20 protein-coding genes are annotated in these 20,383 nt (G+C 53.4%); 5 read left to right on the top strand and 15 right to left on the bottom strand.

All coding sequences use genetic code 11. From position 1 onward, the window contains the following. Window positions 1–15: 15 nt before the first annotated feature. From Q3F21_RS01285 to Q3F21_RS01265, 5 genes are all read right to left on the bottom strand, one after another. Window positions 16–393 carry an FAS1-like dehydratase domain-containing protein gene (locus tag Q3F21_RS01285; RefSeq protein WP_340249345.1) on the bottom strand — a complete coding sequence of 126 codons (378 nt, stop codon included), beginning with the start codon at window positions 391–393 and terminating at the stop codon, window positions 16–18. A gap of 979 nt (window positions 394–1,372) precedes the next feature. Continuing rightward, window positions 1,373–2,515 carry an amidohydrolase gene (locus tag Q3F21_RS01280; RefSeq protein ID WP_340249343.1) on the bottom strand — a complete coding sequence of 381 codons (1,143 nt, stop codon included), beginning with the start codon at window positions 2,513–2,515 and terminating at the stop codon, window positions 1,373–1,375. A 5-nt stretch (window positions 2,516–2,520) separates the two neighbouring features. Continuing rightward, the gene (gene menC, locus Q3F21_RS01275) at window positions 2,521–3,636 is read right to left on the bottom strand and encodes an o-succinylbenzoate synthase (RefSeq protein WP_340249340.1); all 1,116 of its coding nucleotides are present in this window, start codon (window positions 3,634–3,636) and stop codon (window positions 2,521–2,523) included. 168 nt (window positions 3,637–3,804) lie between these two features. Next, window positions 3,805–4,644 (bottom strand): MurR/RpiR family transcriptional regulator, encoded by an 840-nt coding sequence (locus tag Q3F21_RS01270; protein ID WP_340249338.1) that lies wholly within the window; start codon window positions 4,642–4,644, stop codon window positions 3,805–3,807. 261 nt (window positions 4,645–4,905) lie between these two features. Next, window positions 4,906–5,406 (bottom strand): C40 family peptidase, encoded by a 501-nt coding sequence (locus tag Q3F21_RS01265; protein ID WP_340249335.1) that lies wholly within the window; start codon window positions 5,404–5,406, stop codon window positions 4,906–4,908. 417 nt (window positions 5,407–5,823) lie between these two features. Between Q3F21_RS01265 and trmB the strand changes: the two genes are divergently transcribed. Further along, window positions 5,824–6,465: a tRNA (guanosine(46)-N7)-methyltransferase TrmB gene (gene trmB / locus Q3F21_RS01260; protein ID WP_340249333.1), complete on the top strand. Its 642-nt coding sequence runs from the start codon at window positions 5,824–5,826 to the stop codon at window positions 6,463–6,465. Window positions 6,466–6,739: 274 nt separating this feature from the next. Continuing rightward, window positions 6,740–6,973: a DUF1963 domain-containing protein gene (locus Q3F21_RS01255; protein ID WP_425341201.1), complete on the top strand. Its 234-nt coding sequence runs from the start codon at window positions 6,740–6,742 to the stop codon at window positions 6,971–6,973. A gap of 24 nt (window positions 6,974–6,997) precedes the next feature. Here Q3F21_RS01255 and Q3F21_RS01250 read toward each other — a convergent pair whose 3' ends face one another. Further along, window positions 6,998–7,720: an AAA family ATPase gene (locus tag Q3F21_RS01250; RefSeq protein ID WP_340249327.1), complete on the bottom strand. Its 723-nt coding sequence runs from the start codon at window positions 7,718–7,720 to the stop codon at window positions 6,998–7,000. Window positions 7,721–7,783: 63 nt separating this feature from the next. Between Q3F21_RS01250 and Q3F21_RS01245 the strand changes: the two genes are divergently transcribed. After that, window positions 7,784–9,196 carry a L,D-transpeptidase gene (locus Q3F21_RS01245; protein WP_340249324.1) on the top strand — a complete coding sequence of 471 codons (1,413 nt, stop codon included), beginning with the start codon at window positions 7,784–7,786 and terminating at the stop codon, window positions 9,194–9,196. A 417-nt stretch (window positions 9,197–9,613) separates the two neighbouring features. Here the strand turns inward: Q3F21_RS01245 and Q3F21_RS01240 are convergent, their stop codons facing one another. The 3 genes from Q3F21_RS01240 to tkt form a co-directional block, all read right to left on the bottom strand. After that, window positions 9,614–9,958, bottom strand: coding sequence for a hypothetical protein (locus Q3F21_RS01240; RefSeq protein WP_340249321.1), 345 nt, complete (start codon window positions 9,956–9,958; stop codon window positions 9,614–9,616). 100 nt (window positions 9,959–10,058) lie between these two features. Next, a complete protein-coding gene (locus tag Q3F21_RS01235; protein WP_340249318.1) occupies window positions 10,059–12,620 on the bottom strand; it encodes a PBP1A family penicillin-binding protein in 2,562 nt (853 codons plus the stop codon). A 621-nt stretch (window positions 12,621–13,241) separates the two neighbouring features. Further along, the gene (tkt, locus tag Q3F21_RS01230) at window positions 13,242–15,248 is read right to left on the bottom strand and encodes a transketolase (RefSeq protein ID WP_340249315.1); all 2,007 of its coding nucleotides are present in this window, start codon (window positions 15,246–15,248) and stop codon (window positions 13,242–13,244) included. Window positions 15,249–15,422: 174 nt separating this feature from the next. Between tkt and Q3F21_RS01225 the strand changes: the two genes are divergently transcribed. Both Q3F21_RS01225 and Q3F21_RS01220 read left to right on the top strand, forming a co-directional pair. Next, the gene (locus Q3F21_RS01225) at window positions 15,423–15,584 is read left to right on the top strand and encodes a hypothetical protein (protein ID WP_340249313.1); all 162 of its coding nucleotides are present in this window, start codon (window positions 15,423–15,425) and stop codon (window positions 15,582–15,584) included. A gap of 16 nt (window positions 15,585–15,600) precedes the next feature. After that, window positions 15,601–16,038 carry an NUDIX hydrolase gene (locus tag Q3F21_RS01220; RefSeq protein ID WP_340249310.1) on the top strand — a complete coding sequence of 146 codons (438 nt, stop codon included), beginning with the start codon at window positions 15,601–15,603 and terminating at the stop codon, window positions 16,036–16,038. Between the two features lie 15 nt (window positions 16,039–16,053). Here the strand turns inward: Q3F21_RS01220 and Q3F21_RS01215 are convergent, their stop codons facing one another. From Q3F21_RS01215 to Q3F21_RS01190, 6 genes are all read right to left on the bottom strand, one after another. Then, window positions 16,054–17,562, bottom strand: a complete 1,509-nt coding sequence (locus Q3F21_RS01215; RefSeq protein WP_340249308.1) for a sensor histidine kinase — start codon at window positions 17,560–17,562, stop codon at window positions 16,054–16,056. Continuing rightward, entirely contained in the window at window positions 17,546–18,247 is a 702-nt protein-coding gene (locus tag Q3F21_RS01210; protein WP_340249306.1) for a response regulator transcription factor, read from the bottom strand. Before Q3F21_RS01210 ends, Q3F21_RS01215 begins: the two co-directional genes overlap by 17 nt. Before the next feature lie 15 nt (window positions 18,248–18,262). Continuing rightward, window positions 18,263–18,880: a DedA family protein gene (locus tag Q3F21_RS01205; protein ID WP_340249304.1), complete on the bottom strand. Its 618-nt coding sequence runs from the start codon at window positions 18,878–18,880 to the stop codon at window positions 18,263–18,265. A gap of 2 nt (window positions 18,881–18,882) precedes the next feature. Then, the gene (locus tag Q3F21_RS01200) at window positions 18,883–19,491 is read right to left on the bottom strand and encodes a class I SAM-dependent methyltransferase (protein WP_340249303.1); all 609 of its coding nucleotides are present in this window, start codon (window positions 19,489–19,491) and stop codon (window positions 18,883–18,885) included. Window positions 19,492–19,703: 212 nt separating this feature from the next. Continuing rightward, window positions 19,704–19,901, bottom strand: coding sequence for a YqgQ family protein (locus Q3F21_RS01195; protein WP_340249302.1), 198 nt, complete (start codon window positions 19,899–19,901; stop codon window positions 19,704–19,706). Then, complete coding sequence (locus tag Q3F21_RS01190) at window positions 19,898–20,299, bottom strand: hypothetical protein (RefSeq protein WP_340249301.1); 402 nt, start codon at window positions 20,297–20,299, stop codon at window positions 19,898–19,900. Before Q3F21_RS01190 ends, Q3F21_RS01195 begins: the two co-directional genes overlap by 4 nt. Between the last annotated feature and the right edge of the window lie 84 nt (window positions 20,300–20,383).

The following is a 20,383-nucleotide window of genomic DNA, read 5'->3' as shown; positions in this document are numbered from 1 at the left end:
TTTGCCTGACGGATATCAGTCTCGTATGATTCCGCGGCTTGTACCTGTCAATACTTCCTTTCCGTCCTGATTGAGATAGATCAGCTTCATTGAAACCTGCTTGTAGCCTTCCTGCTGTGTTACCTCGGTCACGGTCAGCTCACATGCGACCGTATCTCCCGAAAAGACGGGCCTCAGAAACTCGCTGACCATATCTCGCGCAATGTAGTGCAGATCGCCGCCGAGCTTGGTTCCGATACTGGCTGTAAGCAAGCCGTGAACCATCAGCCGCCCTTTTTCATCGCGTTCCACATGATGTCTTCCCTGATCGCCGGTAAGCTGTGCGAACTGCAATATGTCCTCTTCATGGAATGTCCTTTCCCACCTGAACACGTCGCCTGTTTTCAAGTCCACTTTTCACTACCTCCTGTTTCAATTTTCAGGAAAATTTACCTTGAATATATCATACATTTGCTGAATGTACATTCATTCATTTTTGCTGGTTGTTAAAAGCACGTTGGTCGGGGCTTTGGCGGAGGAGATGAAAAAGCAGAAAAACGCTCAGGTTCGGTGGGACACCTGCTGGGGGCTGGTGCTGTCCGGCAGCATGCCCAAAGCGGAACCGCGTCCAAAAGCAGTGACTCAGGGGAGCGTCTCAGGGTTGGACGCTGAAAGCGTGTTCCGCTTTGGGCATGCTGCCTGGGTTGGTGTCCCAAAGACCTTCGCTTTTTTTCTGCTTTTTCATCTCCACAACCGTCGGCCTTTGTCTGGCTTTCTAAAGAGAAATGATTGAAAGCATATTCATGAAGGGGGGAACAAAGGAAAGAAGGTGAAGAATGAAGCAATGTCGAGGGATTATGTTCTGAAGAAGCATCGGAGTAACCTGCCTTGGAATAAACGCCTTCGGTTGCGCCCTCTTGCCCTCTGATCAGCAGATGGAGATAGTCCCAGAAGAATGAACGATGTTCCTTGCTTCATTGATTTGCCCACAAAAATTGCATGACAGAGGCAAGAAGCTGTAGAGATGAAAAAGGGAGAAAACGCGAAGGTCTTTGGGACACTACCCAGGCTGCATTCCAAAAGCGGAACATGCTTTTAGCGTCCAACTCTGAGTCGCCTCCTCGAAAGGGCTGCTTTTGGACGCGGTTCCGCTTTTGGAATGCAGCCGGCCAGAACAGGCTTCCCAGAAGTGTCCCACCGAACCTGTAGCGTTTTCTCCCTTTTTCATCTCCCCCACCAAAGCCTGTACCAAGGGCCTTACAATGACGCGTGAAAAATCCAGAAGACGATCTTCTCTATAAACAGCCCCAAGAGGCACAATACAAAAAGGGCACCTCCGAAGAGGCGCCCTCTCCCATCGCTATTGGTTACTTGCCCTTCCTGGAGCTGAAGCCTACCGATGCCCGGCGGCGATCAGCACCGCCGTCGCCAATATTTGCGCACCGGCGACAAGCGCCTTTGTGTCAAATGACATGTCGGGATGATGCAGACCGGGATAGAGGCCGCAGCCCAGGCCGAGCATCGTTGCTGCCAGCTCCGGATTGCGATAGGTGTAAAAGTGGAAGTCTTCTCCTCCCGGGGAAACGCAAGGCTCGGTAACATTCTCTTCCCCCAAAACGAGCGAGATCGCCTCCCGCATCATCCCCGCTGCACGATCGTTAAACGTCGCGGCGGGAACAGCCCCCGGGATGCTCCATTCGATCGGAGTGCCCATCAGGCTTCCCACGTGCTGCATAATGTGCTTCAGCTTATTTTGCAGTTCCTCCATGCCTTCATTCGTCTGGGCCCGCACATCCAGCTTGAAGGCGGCCCGGTCGGGAATGACATTGGAGGTATCTCCTCCGGCGGCAAGCTGCGTCATTTTCACAGAGAACGGGCAGCCTGCCTCGAGGCGGATGTTTTGCAGCGCTTGAATGAGCACAGAAGCCGTCTCGATGACGTTTTTGCCCCGTTCCGGACGTGAAGCGTGCGCTTGCAGCCCGGAAATGGTGCCGTGGATCGACGAGCTGGCCCCGTGCAAAATGGCGGGAGCAGCCGTACCGTTAGCCAGTTCCATGATCGGTCGGACGTGGACGCCAAACAGCACTTCGACGCCTTGAAGCGCCCCATCCTTCATCATCTGCAGCGCGCCGCCGACTTTTTCCTCCGCCGGCTGAAAGAGGAAACGGACCGTCTTTTTCGGACTCACACCCGCTGCGGCAAATGCCAGAGCGGCGTAGAGAACCATCGTGCTGTGTCCGTCGTGCCCGCAGGAGTGATTCGGCCGCACCACGCCGCCGACTTCCTGCACTAGCGCGTCCATGTCGGCCCGCAGCGCGACGATCCCCTCCTCCTCGCCCGGAATATCCACGGTCAGTCCAAAATGGCCCGGGTACGTCCGGACCGTCAGTCCAGCCGCTTGCAGGCGCTGTGCCAGGTACTGCGATGTTTTCTCTTCCTGCCAGCTCGGCTCGGCCAGCTCGTGAAGCTCCCCATATGTCCGCACGATGTCATTTTGGCGCTCTCTCAAATAGTCGCAAACCGCTTTTACACTCATCTGCCCTACCCTCTCGCGACAACCTTGCTGGCTGTCGTGTATTTCTCAATCAATTTCGGCACAGGCGTGTAGCCGATCCCGGGTGCGTCCGGCACGGCAATCGTTCCGTCGGCGGCCACCTCCACCTCCGGAGAGATGATATCTTCCTGCCAGTAACGGGACGAGCCTGCGGTATCACCCGGCAGCGTGAAGTTCGGCAAGGCGGTCACAGCGATATTGTGGGCCCGGCCGATCCCGGACTCGAGCATGCCTCCGCACCACAGCGGGACTCCTTTTTCCTCGCACAAATCGTGGATGCGCTTTGCTTCCGAAAGCCCGCCGACTCGCCCTACCTTCATATTGATAATCCGGGTGCTGCCCAGCTCGATCGCTTTGCGGGCATCCTCGTAGGAGTGAATGCTCTCATCCAGACAGATCGGCGTTTTTAACGCTTTTTGCAGAGTGGCGTGGTCGATGATGTCGTCGTGCGCCAGCGGCTGCTCGATCATCATCAGGTCGAATTCATCAAGCTGCTTCAAAATCTCTACATCATCCAGCGTATACGCGGAGTTGGCGTCTGCCATCATCGGAATGTTGCCGAAGCGCTCGCGCAGCGCCCGAATCACCTGGACGTCCTTGCCCGGGGCTATCTTGATCTTCATGCGGCGATATCCAAGCTCCAGGTACTTTTCCACATTGCGGAAAAGATCATTTATGTCCGCTTCGATTCCCAGACTGATGCCTACCTCGATCTTGTCTTTCGTACCGCCGAGCGCTTTCGCAAGCGAAATGCCCCGCTCTTTGGCGTACAAATCCCAATAGGCTGCCTCCACCGCCGATTTTGCCATATTGTTGCGGCGGATCGGGGCATACAGCGCGCCAACCTCATCCGGGTGGCTGATCTCGCCCTTTTCGAGGATCATCGGGACGAGAAAGTCCTCCAGCATATGCCAGGCGGTCCCGACCGTCTCTTCACTGTAAAGCGGCTCGCCGGACACGACACATTCACCGTACCCGACGAAATCCTTGGTGTGCACCTCCACCAGTATAAAATCGCGGACAATTTGCGTACCGAAGCTTGTTTGAAACGGAGATTTCAGCGTCATGCTCATTTTGCGCAGTACGATTTTTTCGGCTTTCATGCGAAATCCTTCCTTTCCCTGAATAAACTGCTTTTTTTATCCACTTTCGTGTCTTGCTCGCGCAGACTGACCACATCCTCCCTCACCAGACGCGCGTACTGCGTTTTTCAAATAGACAGCCTATTTATCGTAAAGAAGCGACCCGTCCCTCCTTTCCGAGATCGGAAGCTATTCCTCGAAAGTGCCCCAGCTGGAATAAAGCTGTTCCAGCTGTTTCATTCTTGTTTGGCTGTGTGCGCCGCTTTTCTCTTCGATTCCGGCGAGCAGCAGATTGAGCAGATTAATGACAGAAGCGTTGGAGTAGTGGCCTGATTCGATATTGATGTCGGTCGTAAAGGCGATGTCGGAGATGCGGCTGACCGGAGACAGCAGCCGGTCCGTCGCGGCGATGACCCGCGCGCCCATCCGCTTGCTCGCTTCCGCCACCCGGATGCTGTCCTTTGTGTAGCGCGGAAAGGAAATGACCATGACGACGGACTTCTCTGTGAGGCTGACGATTCTTTCCTCTGTCTCGCCGCTGAAAGGGATGAGCAGCACATTTTTCCGGATCATGCCGAGCATGAACGTAAACCAGTGGGCCGCGGCATACGAAGCGCGATACCCGACGACCAGCACCTGGTCCGCCTCCAGCAGCCAATCCACTGCCCTCCAGACGTCTTGCTGATTCAACTGGTGCAGCGTTTGCCGCAGGTTGACGATATCCCGTTCGATGACCCGCGCGAAAAGATTCGGTTCTTCGCCAGTTTGCGGGGCGGCTTCCGTATACCGGGCCGAGCTGTTTTCCAGAACATGCTGCTGGATCGCCGCCTGCATGTCGGAAAATCCTCTGAAGCCGAGAGCGTAAGCAAAACGGATGACGGTCGTTTCGCTGACATCCGCTTCCCTCCCGATTTGAACGGCCGTATAGAAGGCTACCTTCTCGATGTTTTCCAAAAGGTACTCTGCTACTTTTTTCTGCCCCGAAGACAACTGGGTAAACGAGTCCTTGACGAGCTGTTCAAAAGACATGGATCTACTCCCATTACCGAAAATTTGCAGAATGAATTCCTTCACAAAAGAAATGCCAGCGCAGAAAATCCTGCAGGAAAAGAATACCTTATTTATACCACGAACTTTGAATTGGTCAAATAGTTAGAGATAAAATTTTCTGAAGAATATTTTTGCATACAAAAAAAGAAAGCTCCCCGCCGAGAGCTTCCTTTTTACAAATTTTGTGCAGTCGCACAAAACGCAACCTTTTGACAAATCGCACGTATTCAATAGTAAAGACTACAAGACGCGTCTGGCGCTGACGAATCTTTTCTCCCACGAAGTTCCCTTGAACGTAGAGAACGTGACCCCGGGTTTCCCGTAGGTATGTAACAGCTTGTTATTTCCTGCGTAGATGGCTACGTGTGTGATGCGCGTGGATTTGGTATACTGGTTCGCTTTAAAGAAGATCAGGTCTCCCTTTTTCAGGTTGCTTTTCGCAATCTTCTTTCCTACCTTTGCTTGTGCACGCGACGTACGCGGAAGAGACTTGTCCACGGCTTTCTTGAAGACTCGCTGCACAAACGACGAGCAGTCAAACGTGCGGGTCGTGCTGCTTTTGGAGCCGAATTTATATGGAGTGCCCAGGTATTGCTTCCCAGTATTGATGACTTTGTCGGCACGGGACTGACTCCATGCTGCTTCCGCTACTTCGTGGTTACCTGGCAGTGGAGCTACGATTCCGGTAAAGCCCAATGCTGACCCTAGTAGAATTCCTACGAGTAATTTGCGAAGTTTCATGCTGTTCATCCTCCCTATTCGTCAGCAAAATTAGCTGACTGTTTCGCTTGCCTGCCATTTACTCTATCATCGCTCCACTGCTTGTTAAATTCCCAAAAATTTTCCACCGGAGCCAATCGCAAATGGACAGCATTTCCGGTTGACGCCTTCGTTCCCGTAACGACGGGAATGTCCGCAAATTTTCAGTTAATTCCCTCTCCATCATCTACCAATATTGTTGACCAATTCTTGCCTGCAAAAAATAGCGGATTTATATGTAATTTGCGACTTATGGCCTATTTTGTTTCATAGATTTTCCCATTTCATTTGCAGACGCGCAGGTCAAAAATGGAACTCGTCCATTTGGCTGATTTGCACGCTTGCAACCTGTCCCGACACGGCGTAAAGTAATAGGAGCTATGTTTGAAGGAGGTTCCTATGCGACTGCGTAACATTCCAGGTGCTGAAGAAGCCCTGCGCGAATATCCCACCTTTGCAGACAATCCTGCCAGCATGAAAGGACGCTGGAGAGAGCGGTTCGGCAACGATCATCCGATCCACATCGAAATCGGCTGCGGCAAAGGCCGTTTTATCAACACCTTGGCCGAGCGGCATCCGGACATCAATTTCATTGCGATCGAATTGAAGGCGGAGGTCGTTCTCCGCGCCGCACAGCGTACCGAGAAGCGCGAGATCCCCAACCTGGCCTTCGTTCAGTACAATGCCGCGCTGCTGCCTGACTTGTTCGCGGCTGAGGAAGTGTCCCGCATCTACCTCAACTTCAGCGATCCCTGGCCGAAAACCCGTCATGCCAAACGGCGTCTGACCTATGCCAGCTTCCTGGACACGTACAAGCAGGTATTGAAAAAAAACGGAGAGATTCACATGAAGACAGACAACGAGAAGCTGTTTGAATTCTCGCTGAATCAGTTTTCAAACGAACGTTTCCAATTGCGCAACATTACCTTTGACTTGCATCAGTCCGCGCTGGCTGAGGAAAATGTGATGACGGAATACGAAGAGCGATTTTCGTCTCGCGGCCAGCGAATCTATCGCGCGGAAGCGATTTATCGAAGCTAGATCAGAAAAGGGGCAGTCTGGATGATAACCGGACTGTCCCTTTTTTGCCAAAAACAATGATGACCGTTTGGATGAGAATGTTATAATAGAAGCGATTTACGAACCTCTACATATCCCCGAAAGGATGTCCCAGATGAAAAACGAGATTCTTACGCTCTTCCGCGAATCCGGCCTTGACGCTTATGCCGACAAATTCGAGCCTTTGATCCGGCCATCTTACCGAATATTCACACAGAAAATCCCGTACATTTAAGGTCACAGTTCACCTGATCCGATGCAGGTAGACATGCAGATCCACTGTGTCCGCCTGATCGAGGGTGCTGATTGTAAAAGCGAGGATTTACTGGCTCGCGCTTCGAAATGGCGTCTCTTGTTCCAGGTGGATTCTGAGGAAGACAAAACCGGCATGATGTGGGAAGACGTGGGCCGACTCTATTTTTGGATCGAACAGGAGGCCCTGGAGCGACGCGATTTTTCTCGCGTGGTTTGCGACGTGCAGGGCGGTTGAATTTGCAGCATGATCGTATTTGCCTTATTCCTCCAGAAACGCTTTGCGGTTCTCCAAAAACCTTCTCGTCAGCTGGTAATGTTCCGTCTCTTCATAGCGGACTTCTGCCAGCGGCGATTCGTCGAAGCTTAAAATCGTCGCTCCGGGAAAGCCCATCAGGATCGGCGAATGGGTCGCGATGAGAAATTGCGCTCCCTCCTTCACCAAGTCCATCATGAGGTACAGGAATGCCAGCTGCCGCATCGGAGACAATGCCGCCTCCGGCTCGTCCAAAAGATAAATGCCCTTTCCTCGGAAATGGTTGGCAAACAGCGACAGAAACGACTCCCCGTGAGACTGCTCGTGCAGCGAACGTCCGCCGTAGGCACGGTAACCATTTGGTTTGACCCGCTCTGCCTCGTCGATATGGCTGGCGAATTGATAGAAACTCTCCGCGCGGAGAAAAAACCCGTTTGTCATTTTCGGCATCCAGGACAGACGTATGTCGTCGCCCAATGCCGCTTCCGCCCGGTCAACGTGGTAGGCGTGGTCGTGGGACCGCGAGCCCCCAGCCGTATGAAACCCGCACTGATATGCGATCGCTTCCAGCAGCGTAGATTTTCCAGAGCCGTTTTCCCCTACCAGAAACGTCACGCTGCTGGTCAGATCGATACGGCCCAGCTCCCGGTAAGCCGGAAGTGAAAACGGGTAGCCCTCTTCCGATAAAAAGCGTTCTCTCAGCAGATAGACGGTTCGCAGATAAATCATTTTCTCGCCCCCTCTCACCATTTTCTCTCTACTGGCCGATATTTCCAATAGGGAGGGTTTCTCGTGAACAAGGTTCAATTTCTCCAGGAGAAAAGTTCATATCATATCACCTATCCAGACCGGACCGACCTTTCCTTTTACCGCTGGTTCACCCAAAAGCATCCTGACCTGGCCATCGGTTGGTACCATCTGGGAATGGAGCGAGAGCGCCAGGGCGACGAGGACCAGGCTTTGGAGGCGTACCGGCGCGGGCTGCATGTTCCGGCAGACGATTTCTCCGAGCCGTTGCGTGACGCGTATCAACATTTGCTGCGCAAACGGCGGAGGGCCATGTGGAAGCGGTCGACACGACTTTTGCTCGCCTCCCTGCTGTTTTTGTTCGGGCAGTTTGCCTTTTCGCCCAGTCCGCTTACAGAGCCCAAGGAGACGGCTTCCTCAGAAGCTGCCTCGCTCAGTCACCTGCAGCGGCCCCATGTCGAGGTGATCGCGGTCCCGGGCAATCTGAGCCGCTCGCAACTGCGCAGCCAAGTCGAAGCTTACGCGGCCGCCAGGCGACCTTCCTTGAAGCAGTCGTATACGGTGCTGGCTGTCCCTGAGATCGCCGGAGAACCGATGTTCACGCCGCTTCTGTTTTATCGACCGACCGAAGTGCGCGGTCTTTTGCGCTATGATCCAGTCAGCCGGACCGTTCTGCAAGACGTCTGGTTTGACAAGCCATGCGCTTGTCAGGACAAGCCCGCAGTCCAGTATGCCCGATCCGCCTTGGCGGAAGAACAGCGAGCGCTGGAGCAGGTGCTGATTTTGCGAAATGCCCTGTACCGGGCCCATCAGCAAAGAGGCTACCTGCCGGAATCGCTGGACAGCCTCGCTGGTTCGTACCCGGCCAACTCGCTGCCGGAGGTGCCCGTCCCGAATCCCGGGAGCGGGTTGACGGCCTGGCCATACTATCCGGCTCTCTTTCGTCCCGAATCGGCCTGGGAGAGCATGAAGGACGTCCTTCCCTTGCAGGGCTACCCGGAGCCGTTCATACCACTGCAGCCCTTGCAGATTCAGGTCCATCAGTCTGCCCATGCGATGACGCTTGCCAGCGGCCCGCACGTCGTCAGACGGTATCCGATCGGCATCGGGAAAAACGGCAGCACACCGGAGGGCTACTTTACGATTCTGAAAAAGATAAACCGTCCGCAAGGCCATGACAATATATACGGTTCACGCGGTCTTGTGTTCCAGTCGGACGGCTATGCGATACATGGCACCAATCAGCCTGACAGCGTCGGAAAATCGATGTCGCTGGGCTGTATCCGCCTGCACGATCCGGATGTGGAGGAATTGTACACATTCGCCGCGATGGGGACTGAGGTCATCATCTCCGACCGGACTCCAGCCGTACCGCAGTGGGCTAATCCTGTCCCTTACGTCTTGGCGGCAGGACCGGAAGAGGAGACGCGCGGGGTTACTTATCATTGGCTTCATTGAGTAGGACGGGACTTGTACGGGATTGTTACTCTGCAAATACTGGGAGGAATGCGTTCCGTACACCTGAGTTTATCTCTGACATACCCGGTTGAATGTCGAAAGACATTCGCCAGTATAACGGCTTGCTTTTCTCCTTTACGGTTGATCGGGCTTTGGTGGAGGAGATGAAACAGCTGGTGTGCTTGTCCTGTCTTTATGAGCGCAACTCTTTGAAGAGAAAAGCGGGTTCATGTTCATTGTTACTTGTTAACTGTTACCCAGTGAAAAATTCGCAAAAATATATGGTATCGAAAACGTCCCCCTTTGTATAAGAGCTAACCGATTCCTTTCATCACAAAAAGACGCGCTCCCGGTTGAGAGCGCGTTCTTCATTTACACGGATATGCCTTTTGTTGCCTATAAAGGTCGCACCGCTGGTTATTCTTCCACCTTGCTCACGGTTTCCTCCGGCTCGGTCTCGGGATGCCAGTAATCCAGGACTTTGCCCTGCAGAACCTTGCCGTCGATGAATTCAATTTGCTGCTCGTTGAATTCATTCTTCCATTCGATCTCCAGCTCTTCGGCCAACCGAACGACTGTCAATAGCTCCGACCAAGCGACATAGCGTTTGTACCAGAAGAACTGCGGTTGCTCATTCATATATGGGTACAGGTCGTCAAAATCGGTGTGTTTACAGTCGAGAGCACGTTCAAAATTCACCTTGGCACTGCGCAGCTTTTCAGTGAAAAATACTTGTAAATTCTCATGTGCGAAGTTTTTCATGGACAGTCCCTCCTGTCTCCCGATTTACCTGTATTGTACCACGTGTGCTATGAAGTGAAAATAGTTGTACAAGCGTCAAAGGTTTGGAAGTGTCTGCATCCTAGCCATGGAACCCGCCGGAATCGGGCTGCTGGCCGCCCTGTTCGGGAGGCGGCGGCAGCTCGATGCCCTGGGGCGGAGACTGCGAATCGCCTCCAGGCGGAACAATGTCCGGCGGTGCCACCGGCGGCTGCCCATCCGGCTGAACGGGCTGCCCGTTGTTTCCGTTGCCGTCATTGCCATAGCCATTTCCATTGTTTCCGCCGTTGCCCTGGTCGTTTCCGTTGTTGCCATTGACGTTGCCACTGTCCTGCCCAGGCCATTGTCCGTTATTCACTCCGCCGTCAATCGGAATGTCGCCCTCCTGCATCTGCTCGTCGTTATGATGCTCGCCTTCCTGCAAGAGGTTTTCCAGTTGGCTCATGTTAATCTCGGCGACGTTGGACGGCGTTTTCTCCTCGCCGTTCGTATCCCGGGGAACCACGATATATTTGTACATCGTCGGGCCGTCCAGCGTATCCACATAGACCATCTCGCGCAATCCCGATGCGACCTTCTGGCGATTATCCGGGTTGTCTGTAAACCGGTAAACGTCATACGTGTAATCCGGGCTGCCGCCGATCCAGCTAAGCACGACCTTCAGTTTGTTTTCGTCCAGCGTCATGTCGGCTGCAAGCTGCAGCGGCAGAACCTCTTTCTCCGGCTCCTCCTGCCTTTGCTGCATGCCGGCCGGAGGTTCAAAATCGCGGGCTTTTACGCCCTTCAAGCCTTCTCCCAGCACCATGGAGAACATCTTGGCGGTCAGACTGCTTCCTTGCCGCATCAAGTGCTGTTTGTCCTCGGGGTCGAAGCCCATCCAGACAGCACCCACGTACTCAGGCGTATAGCCGACGAACCAGGCATCTTTGTTTACGCCGCTGTCTCCGGCGATCGACTGTGTCGTACCGGTTTTCCCAGCTACGTGGCGTCCGGAGATTCGCGCCGCTCGCCCGGTACCCTCCTGGACCGCACGCTCCAGCATGGTGTGAACCTCCCATGCCGCTTCCGGCTTCAATACCCGGTTTTCTTTCGATTGAAAGACGTGTTCCACACCCGTCCGCTTGTTTTCCAGCTTTTCGACGACATGCGCTTCCGCCATCACCCCGCCGTTAGGGAAGGTGGTGTACGCCTGGGCCATCTTCAAAGGCGAAGTCCCTTTGCTCAATCCGCCGAGAGCGATGGCCAGGTTGCGGTCGTCGGGCGACAGTTGAATGCCGAACTTCTCGATGTAATTAATACCTGTCGTCACACCGATTTGATTCAACAGCCAGACCGCGGGAACGTTGTCCGAATTGATCAGCGCCCTCATCATGCTGATGGAGTCGCTGTACTTTCCGTTGTAGTTGCGCGGCTCATAGCCGTTGAAGCTCTGGCGCTTGTTGGACAGCGAAGAGTTCGCGTTCCACTTGCGGATGTCCGTGTCGACAGCGGGCGCATAAACGGCGAGCGGCTTGAATGACGAGCCCGGCTGGCGGGCCGCGTCTGTCGCGTAGTTGAAGCCTTTGGCCGTGTATTTGCGGCCGCCCATCATCGCGGCGATGCCTCCGTTCTTGGCGTCGACGACGACCATCGCGGACTCTACAGCACGCTTTGCCCCTGGTTTGGGGAAGTTCTTCTCGTTTGCGTACGCCTTGGCCATCGCGTCCTGCACATTGGGGTCCAGTGTCGTGTAGACGGACCAGCCGCCGCGGTACAGCTCTTCTTCTGTGACTTTATAGCGCGCTTCCGCTTCCCGGAAAACGTAGTCGATAAATGCTCGATTAACGTTTTTTGAGCTATTTTCCGCTACCGGTTTATTCTCTTTTGGCAGCGGTTCCGCTTGCGCTTTTTCTTTCTCGTCATTCGTTATGTGCCCATCTTCGTACATTAATCTCAGGATCGTATCCCGTCTTTCCTTTGCCTTTTCCGGATTAGCGAATGGAGAATAGGTAGATGGGGCTTTAGGAATAGCCGCAAGCGTCGCCGCGTCTGAAATTGTTAGTTGAGAAGGCTTTTTATTAAAGTATATTTTAGCTGCATCTCCGACACCATAAACTCCCTCTCCAAAGTAAATCTGATTCAAATACATCTCCAGAATCTGGTCTTTAGAGTAGTTGCGTTCCAGTGCAATAGCTATGCTTACTTCTTTGGTTTTTCTCCAAAATGTCTTTTCTAGAGAGAGGAACACTCTTCGAGCCAATTGCTGAGTAATTGTACTTCCTCCCTCAGCCAATGATCCTTTTTGAATATCATTGATGATTGCTCCGCCAATCCTAACCATGTCGATACCCTTGTGTTCATAGAACCGTTTGTCTTCTACTGATAATAAAGCATCTATCAGCATTGGTGAAATTTCGCTAAAAGGGATGTAGTCACTATTTTTTTGCCTTACCAGGCTCATGATTTGCTTTCCGTTTTTGTCATAAATAATCGACGGTTCAGCTTTCAGATCCTCGAGTTTGGTTGTATCGATCATCTTTTCCCCAGCATACAGCAGGGAGACGTAGCCCCCAATGACGCTCAGAAACAAAAAGATGACAAAGGAAACGGCAATCATTAGCAACTTATTTTTCTTTTTAACCCGTTGTCTAGCCTTTGCTGCCATAATTGACCTCCTAGTTCTTTCTCTCCCACCTTTTTAGACGGATACGATCCAAAAAAGTTTCCTATCTAAATTAGTCAGTATTTTTTAACTTCATGACTCTGCAACAGAAAAATTTTTTAGTTAATAAATTCTTAGTGAAAAATCCTTGTTGTTAAGGGGAAGAAAGAGTATTCATTTGCATCTTGATTTTCTCAAACCGAATACAAGGTTTGAAAAGTTTAATCATATTAAATTAGCTTATTGCATAGTTACTCCGTTTTCAACACATAGAAATAAACTCTAATGACTGGATTTGGCTAAAAATTGTATGAATTTGAGTTAACTTGATACAACTAATCTTATTGATTTTTACAAAAACAAATACTACTTACAAAATATTACATGCAATCATATAATTATACCATAATTTTCAATTAAAAATTAATGAAATGAAGGTGATTGCTGTGAAATCAATTCGAAAATCGGTGTCATTTTTGTTATTTTGCTCATTTGTACTTGTCTACGTTTCCTTGCAATATCAAAGAGGCAGTCCCAATGTCTGAATGAGACATATGGGACTGCCTCCTTTTTTGTAAGGCACAAAAAGAGTTTAATCGGCCCTTTACAGTAGTAGTATTTCAGTTATTTCAGCAGCTTTTCCGCCTCTTCCACCACGTTCTCAACCGTAAAGCCGTACTCTTTCATGATGCGCTCGCCCGGAGCGGACGCCCCAAACGTATTGATGCCGAGCACTTTTCCGCCGTCGCCGACGTAGCGCTCCCAGCCGAGCGGAGAGCCCATCTCAACAGCCAAGCGGGCTTTGACAGACGGCGGGATGACTGCGACGCGATATTCCTGCGGCTGGCGCTCGAACAGCTCCCAGCTCGGCATGGAAACGACGCGAGCCTGGATGCCGTGCTCTGCCAGTGCTTCGCGGGCTTGCATGACGAGAGAAACCTCGGAACCGGTCGCGATCAGGATCAGCTCCGGCTGACCGTTTGGCGCATCGGCCAAAACATAGGCTCCCTTGCTTACGCCCTCTGCCGCTTTTTCGAGCGTCTCAGCCATGACCGGCAGATTTTGACGGGTCAGTACCAGGACGACTGGCTCGTCCGTACGGGATACGGCGTACTTCCACGCCTCGTTCGTCTCGACGGCGTCGGCCGGACGCAGCACGGTCAGGTCCGGAATCGCGCGCAGGGACGCCAATTGCTCGATCGGCTCGTGCGTCGGGCCGTCTTCGCCAACCGCGATGGAATCGTGCGTAAAGACGTAGACGACAGGCTGCTTCATCAGCGCGGACAAGCGGATGGCCGGACGCAGGTAGTCGGAGAAGACGAAGAACGTCGCGCCGTATACCTTCAAGCCGCCGTGCAGCGCCATGCCGTTCAACGCAGCGCCCATCGCAAACTCGCGGACGCCAAACCAGATATTCCGTCCTTCGTATGTGCCCGGGAGGAAGTTGCCCGCTTCTTTGATCAGCGTATTGTTGGAAGACGCCAGGTCAGCCGATCCGCCGAACAGGGACGGAACGGTTTTCGCCAGGGCGTTGATCGCGCTTCCGGATGCCGCGCGGGTAGCCAGCTTTGCTCCAGCCTCGTAAACAGGCATTTGGCTGTCCCAGCCAGCCGGCAATTTGCCTTCCGCAGCCGTGCGGAATTGCTCGGACAATTCGGGATAGGCCTTGGCATATTCGGCAAAACGGTCGCGCCATGCTGCCTCCGCCTGCTCTCCCGCCGCTGCCAGCTTGCTGTAGAAATCAGCTACCTGTTCCGGTACGTGGAACTCATTTTCATAATTCCATTGGTACTGCTGCTTGGTCAGTGCCGCCTCTTCCTTGCCGAGCGGAGCTCCGTGGGATTTGCTGGAACCGCTCTTGTTCGGGCTTCCGTACCCGATGACGGTTTTCACCTCGATCAGCGTCGGACGCTCCAGGTCCAGCTTCGCCTCCGCGATCGCAGCTTCGATGGCGGCCAGATCGTTGCCGTCCTCGACGCGCAGGTATTGCCAGCCGTAGGCCTGATAGCGCTGGGCCACGCTCTCCGAGAAAGACAGGGAAAGCTCGCCGTCCAAAGAAATATCGTTGGAATCGTACAGAACGATCAATTTGCCCAGTTTGAGATGAGCTGCCAGAGAAGATGCCTCGCTGGACACGCCTTCCATCAGATCGCCGTCGCCGCAGATGGCGTACGTGTAGTGGTTGACGATGTCGAAGCCTTCCCGGTTGTAAACGGCTGCCATATGCTTTTCGGCCATCGCCATTCCGACAGCCATCGCGATGCCTTGTCCCAATGGACCCGTGGTCGCATCCACGCCAGGCGTATGCCCGAACTCAGGGTGACCAGGCGTTTTGCTGCCCCATTGACGGAAGCTGTGCAGGTCTTCCAAGGAAACATCGTATTTCATCAGGTGCAACATCGCGTATAATAGCATAGAGCCATGTCCGGCCGAGAGAACGAAACGATCCCGGTCAATCCACTCTGGATTGCGCGGATTCACCTTCATAAACCGGCTATACAAAACATGGGCCATCGGCGCTGAACCCATCGGCATGCCCGGGTGTCCGGAGTTGGCCTTTTCGATCGCGTCGATAGCCAGCGTTCGGATGGTGTTGATTGCCAGTTGGTCAACAGACGTGTGCTGAGTCATCAAGTGGAGCCTCCCTGCGTTTTTATGTGAGATGTGCGGGGTGATTCAAGCGTCCGGCCCGACATGGCAGAGCGCCTGAAAAACCTTCTTCCCTTGCCAAAAAACAACTCATCAAATTATAACACAGTTCAAGGAGACAATCATGCCTGGGGCTGAAAAAAGGAGGTCATTCTCATGCATATGGGCTACCTGATTATCGGGATCATTCTCGGCCTTGCCGGGATCGGCATGCTGCTTTACGCCATGGTCACTTCGCCCGCTCTGCGCAGAAGAGACAAATATCTGAAGCAAAAAGCGGCGGAAACGCATCAGCCCACCCATGATTCCCGAGAGTAGAGAGAGGAAGGTTTGCATGAAAAAAGAACGTCATACACTGCCCGCAGCGGTCCATCTGTTCCTGCTTCGGGGGAACGAAATTTTGCTGCTTCGCCGCTACAACACAGGCTACGAGGACGGCAACTACAGCGTCCCTGCCGGCCATCTCGACGGCGGTGAAGAAGTGAAGGCGGCCGCCATACGCGAAGCCAGGGAGGAGGCAGGCATCGAGCTTGACCCGCAGGATTTGCGCGTCGTCGGTGTCATGCACCGCCTATCCCTGGACGAGAGGATCGACTTTTTTCTCGCGGCGGAAAAGTGGACGGGCTCCATCGTCAACGCCGAGCCGGACAAGTGCGACGAGCTGCGCTGGGTTCGTCTCGATAAGCTGCCGGACAACGTCATCCCCTATGTGCGTCAGGCGATTTCCAATTTCCGGAACAATCAGTGGTTTGACAGCTTCGGCTGGAAATAAAAAAGACGCGGCTCATTACCGCGCCGCATGAACATCCGTCGGCAGCCAGATGTGAAAGGAAAGAATCCCTTCCTCAAGCTCCGCCCGGATGCTTCCTCCGTGCAATTCCACGATGCTTTTTACGATCGCCAGTCCCAATCCCGTTCCGCCCGTTTTCCGCGAGCGGGATTTTTCCACCCGGTAAAAGCGCTCGAACATGCGACTGAGGTCTTCTTTCGACATATCGTCCGCCTTGTTGGCGACTGTCAGCCTGACCCCTCCGTGTTCTTGCACAAGAGCGATGTCGATATGGCCTGGCTTGTGCCCGTATTTGATCGCATTGCTGAACAGATTTTCCAGCACGCGCACAAATTTCTCCGGGTCGACGCTCACATAAATGCGATCTGCCGGCAGTTTCTTGCAAAATGTCAGCTGCTGCTCCTCCGCCAAAGGCACATACTCCTCGACCAGCTGCTCCAGCAAGCCCGTCAGGCTGACATGCTGCCGATGAAGCTGGACGCCCTGCCCGCTCAGTGTGGCGTATTCGAACAAGTCCTCGACAAGACGCTTCAAATGCTCCGCTTTTTCGTACGCGATCCGCGTGTATTCGCTTTGCTCCTGCTCGCTTCCCGAGTTGTCCCGAAGCAGCCGCAAATACCCGATGACCGAAGTGAGCGGAGTCCGCAAATCGTGGGAAACGTTCGTGATCAGCTCCGCTTTTGTTCGCTCCGCCCGCCTTTCCCGCTCAATGTTCTCCTGCAATTCTTCTGTCATGCGATTGATGTTCCGCGCAAGCGACCCCAACTCGTCCTCACCCCGTACGTTTACTCGATGATCAAGCTTGCCTTGCGAGATGACCAGCAGGCTCGCAGCCAGCTCTTCGATGTATCCGGTCTTTCGCTTCGTAAAGCGGTAAAACAGATAGAAGAAGACCAAAAAGAACGAAAACGGCACAAAGCCGTTAAATTCGACCTGATACTGAATGGACGCCTCCGGAATTCCCCGGGCGATCAAATACCCTTTTTGTCCGTTCAGCTCCACCGGGTAAAATGCCGTAAACTCCTGTCGCTCCCCCTTCCAATTCTGGCCGCCGCGAAGCTCCATCGCCTTGCTGATCACCGAGTAAAGATCGACCTGGCTTTCCGTCGACTTCGACGATTTCATCACGACTCTCCCGTCCAGATCGACCAGCAGCATCTGCACGCCGCGATGATCCTGTGCGCGATTCATCAGCTCCTGGAGATACTGGCGGTCCTCCATATCCCTTTCCTGAATTTTTCTCGCCAGATCTCTCGTCTCCCAGTCCATCGACTCCATGCTGTAGCTGTAATCGACGTAAGGCCTGCGATACATGTCCTCCGTCAGCAAATTGACGATGGAGGACGCCACCACCGCCGCCAACAGGCAAAAGGAAAAGGTCAGGATCAATTGGAAACGGAGACTTCGCTTGCAATATTCCACCAGGAAGAAGAATCCCGTCTTCGTCCACCTGTACGCCGCCCTGATCCAGCGAAAAGGCGACAGCCACCTAAAAAGCGTTCTCAATTTTGTATCCAACTCCCCAGACGGTCTTGATATACCTTGGCTTTCGCGTATCCTCCTCGATTTTCTCGCGAAGCTTCCGGATGTGCACCATCACCGTGTTGTCCGATTGGCCAAAGGACTCTTTCCATACCCGTTCGTAAATGTGCTCCGTACTGAAGACGACACCCGGGTGGCGGGCGAGCAGCTCCAGGATCGCAAATTCGGTCGGCGTCAGCTTCACATCCCGGCCGCTTACCTTGACCCCGCGGGTAGCCGTGTTGATCAGCAGGTCGCCGATCTCCAGCTCGTCCTCCCGCGGCGCGCCCGCTTGATTCAGCTTCAGGTAGCGGCGCAGCTGCGACTTCACCCGGGCGAGCAGCTCCAGCGGGTTAAAGGGCTTCGTCATGTAGTCATCCGCCCCGGTGCTGAGTCCGTGTATCTTGTCCATATCCTGAGATTTGGCCGAGAGCATGATGATCGGCAGGTGCTGTTCCTCGCGGATTTTCAGGCACGCCTGGATTCCATCCATACGGGGCATCATCACATCGAGGATGAGCAATTGAACCTCTTCCCGCCGCAATATCTCCAGCGCCTCCAGGCCGTCTGCCGCCTTCAGCACGCGGTAGCCTTCGTTTTGCAAATAAATCGCAATCAGATTGCGGATTTCTTCTTCGTCATCGACGACCAAAATCGTTATCTCTTCCACAATCCCTTCCTCCCGTTACTGTTCCTTTTGCCCGAAAAACACGCGGGCGCCCTTCCGTTGGCGGATCACCACGTACAGTCCCGCGAACAGCGCCAGCACAGACAAGGTGATCCACCCGTAAGTATGCACGCCCTTCGTGATCGATTCGAGATGAGTTCCAAACATCCGGCCGACTACGAAATAGTTCAGCGTCCAGACGAATCCGGTAGGCAGCGAGAACAGGGCGTAGCGGCGCAGCGGCATCCTCTGTATTCCGACCAGATAGGGAACGACGTGGCGTATGACGGGAAAAAAATAGCTCAGACAAATCGCGCCGTTTCCGTATCGTTCAAGCAAATTCTCCGCCTTTTTCAAATACTTCTCTCCGTTCAGTTTGCGCGCCAGCCATTGTAGAATCGGCGCTCCCACCCGGTATCCGAGGAAATAGCCGAGCGACAGCCCCGAGACGACACCGAGATAAACCGCGATGAACGCCGGAACCGGCTGAAGCCAGCCCTGAGCCGTTATCGCTCCCGCCGTCATGACGATCATTTCGTCGGGGATCGGCATTCCCACGATACCCAGCCACAATGAGAGAAACAGCGCAGGATACCCGTAATGGGCAACCAAACTCGTAATCATATCCGTTTCCACGCTTATTTCCCCCTCTTTTGACAGATATAAACGAACGCGCACGGAAAGTTAAACGGCACAAACCGGATTGCCACTTTCCCAAAGCGTTTCTCCAGCTGCTTTTTCATTTGCAAGGAATATTGAAACTGCACAAACACGCCTCCCGGCTTCAGCGCAGCCTCCACCTGGTCCAGTATCTCATCGCGAAGCGCCTGGGGAAAGTTGGCAAAGGGGAGCCCGCTGATCACCGCGTCCAGCTGCCCGATGCCATGCTCCTCCATCGCTTGTGTCAGCTGCCTGGCATCATTGCTGAAAAGCAGATCGGGATAGCGGCCCGCAAGCCTTTCCCGCATGGTATCATCTTGCTCCAATATCAGCGCTCGGCAATCATTTCTCATTGCCTTGCGAATCGCGCCTGTGAAAACACCGGTTCCTGCTCCCAGTTCCGCAACGGCTTTCGCCCGTTCCCAGTCCACGGGAGACAGGATCCGTTCCGTCAGCTGTCGCGAGCTGGGGACAATGCTGCCCACAGACTGCGGAGAAGAAAGGAAGCGGGCGGCAAACACCAGCTTGTCTGTAATCGGCGCAAGCCTCGGCTCCAGACATCCTACTCTTTCAGACGTGTTTTTCATCGATCCGTCACTCCTCTCATTGTCCCTATCCTACTCGGAATTCCTTAGCAAAAAGAGAGGAAAAAACTTAAGATTTTCTGAAGATATGTCCATCAAACAAAAAAGAGGACCCGGTCCTCCACACCGATCCTCTTCTTTTCAAGAAACGCTGCCCTCGTTCCGGAAGCTGAAAAGCCCCCTGTATCTTCAGCCTTCACAGGCATTCAGAACGGTTATGTCTGTTTTTTGTATTGCTGCTTCAGCGCTCCAAGAGCCTCAAGCATTTCCTCTTTTTCAATCATGCCAAGCTGGTACAGCTCGCGAACCTCATCTTCAAGCAGGATCAGATCACCCACCGGATCCCCTGTATAGATGAAGAGACCAAACCGCCTCAAAAAAGACTGCAGGTCAAAATCTTCACGTCCATTCAACGCGATCCCTCCAGATCGGATTCCATCTGCGACAATACGGAATCGTAGTCAAACTCGACCGCAAATCCCGTTATCACGATAATGTTCGCTTGCGGATAAGCACGCTGCCAGCTTTCCTGTTCGTCCGGCTTCAATCCCACGATGTAGAGAGAGTCGCGGGCCGATCGCTCGTCCGTTTCCCACTGCTGCAAAAATTGGCGGCATTCTTCCTGCTCAAAGGCCGCGTTCAGAACGATGACAAAGCGCTCGATCTGCTGCAAGTCCCGCTCATCCTTCAGCAGTCGGGAGGTTTTCGCGTTGGGCACCATCGCGCGAACCTCGCTGAAACGGTCGAGAATTTCATCCAGCCAGTCATCCTCTTGCCAAGCCAGGTATACCATCATGGCGGTAGACATCATTCAACACACCTCTTATGTCGATTGCTCTTCCTATGACGATTTCATGTCATTCCAACAGTATACCATGTCTTGGTCCACTCGTCC

Origin of the sequence: Brevibacillus borstelensis (assembly GCF_037834415.1) — a bacterium.
GTDB classification, from domain to species: domain Bacteria; phylum Bacillota; class Bacilli; order Brevibacillales; family Brevibacillaceae; genus Brevibacillus; species Brevibacillus borstelensis_A.
The sequence above is the reverse complement of the archived record's forward strand: the minus strand, read 5'-3'. Positions and strand labels throughout refer to the sequence as shown.

Coding starts and splice junctions, on each gene's coding strand:
- Q3F21_RS01265 (WP_340249335.1), bottom strand. CDS start 5,406: ATGAAACTTCGCAAATTACTCGTAGGAATTCTACTAGGGTCAGCATTG.
- Q3F21_RS01190 (WP_340249301.1), bottom strand. CDS start 20,299: ATGATGTCTACCGCCATGATGGTATACCTGGCTTGGCAAGAGGATGAC.
- Q3F21_RS01255 (WP_425341201.1), top strand. CDS start 6,740: ATGCAGGTAGACATGCAGATCCACTGTGTCCGCCTGATCGAGGGTGCT.
- trmB (WP_340249333.1), top strand. CDS start 5,824: ATGCGACTGCGTAACATTCCAGGTGCTGAAGAAGCCCTGCGCGAATAT.
- Q3F21_RS01220 (WP_340249310.1), top strand. CDS start 15,601: ATGAAAAAAGAACGTCATACACTGCCCGCAGCGGTCCATCTGTTCCTG.
- menC (WP_340249340.1), bottom strand. CDS start 3,636: ATGAAAGCCGAAAAAATCGTACTGCGCAAAATGAGCATGACGCTGAAA.
- Q3F21_RS01250 (WP_340249327.1), bottom strand. CDS start 7,720: ATGATTTATCTGCGAACCGTCTATCTGCTGAGAGAACGCTTTTTATCG.
- Q3F21_RS01240 (WP_340249321.1), bottom strand. CDS start 9,958: ATGAAAAACTTCGCACATGAGAATTTACAAGTATTTTTCACTGAAAAG.
- Q3F21_RS01280 (WP_340249343.1), bottom strand. CDS start 2,515: ATGAGTGTAAAAGCGGTTTGCGACTATTTGAGAGAGCGCCAAAATGAC.
- Q3F21_RS01225 (WP_340249313.1), top strand. CDS start 15,423: ATGCATATGGGCTACCTGATTATCGGGATCATTCTCGGCCTTGCCGGG.
- Q3F21_RS01270 (WP_340249338.1), bottom strand. CDS start 4,644: ATGTCTTTTGAACAGCTCGTCAAGGACTCGTTTACCCAGTTGTCTTCG.
- tkt (WP_340249315.1), bottom strand. CDS start 15,248: ATGACTCAGCACACGTCTGTTGACCAACTGGCAATCAACACCATCCGA.
- Q3F21_RS01200 (WP_340249303.1), bottom strand. CDS start 19,491: ATGAAAAACACGTCTGAAAGAGTAGGATGTCTGGAGCCGAGGCTTGCG.
- Q3F21_RS01235 (WP_340249318.1), bottom strand. CDS start 12,620: ATGGCAGCAAAGGCTAGACAACGGGTTAAAAAGAAAAATAAGTTGCTA.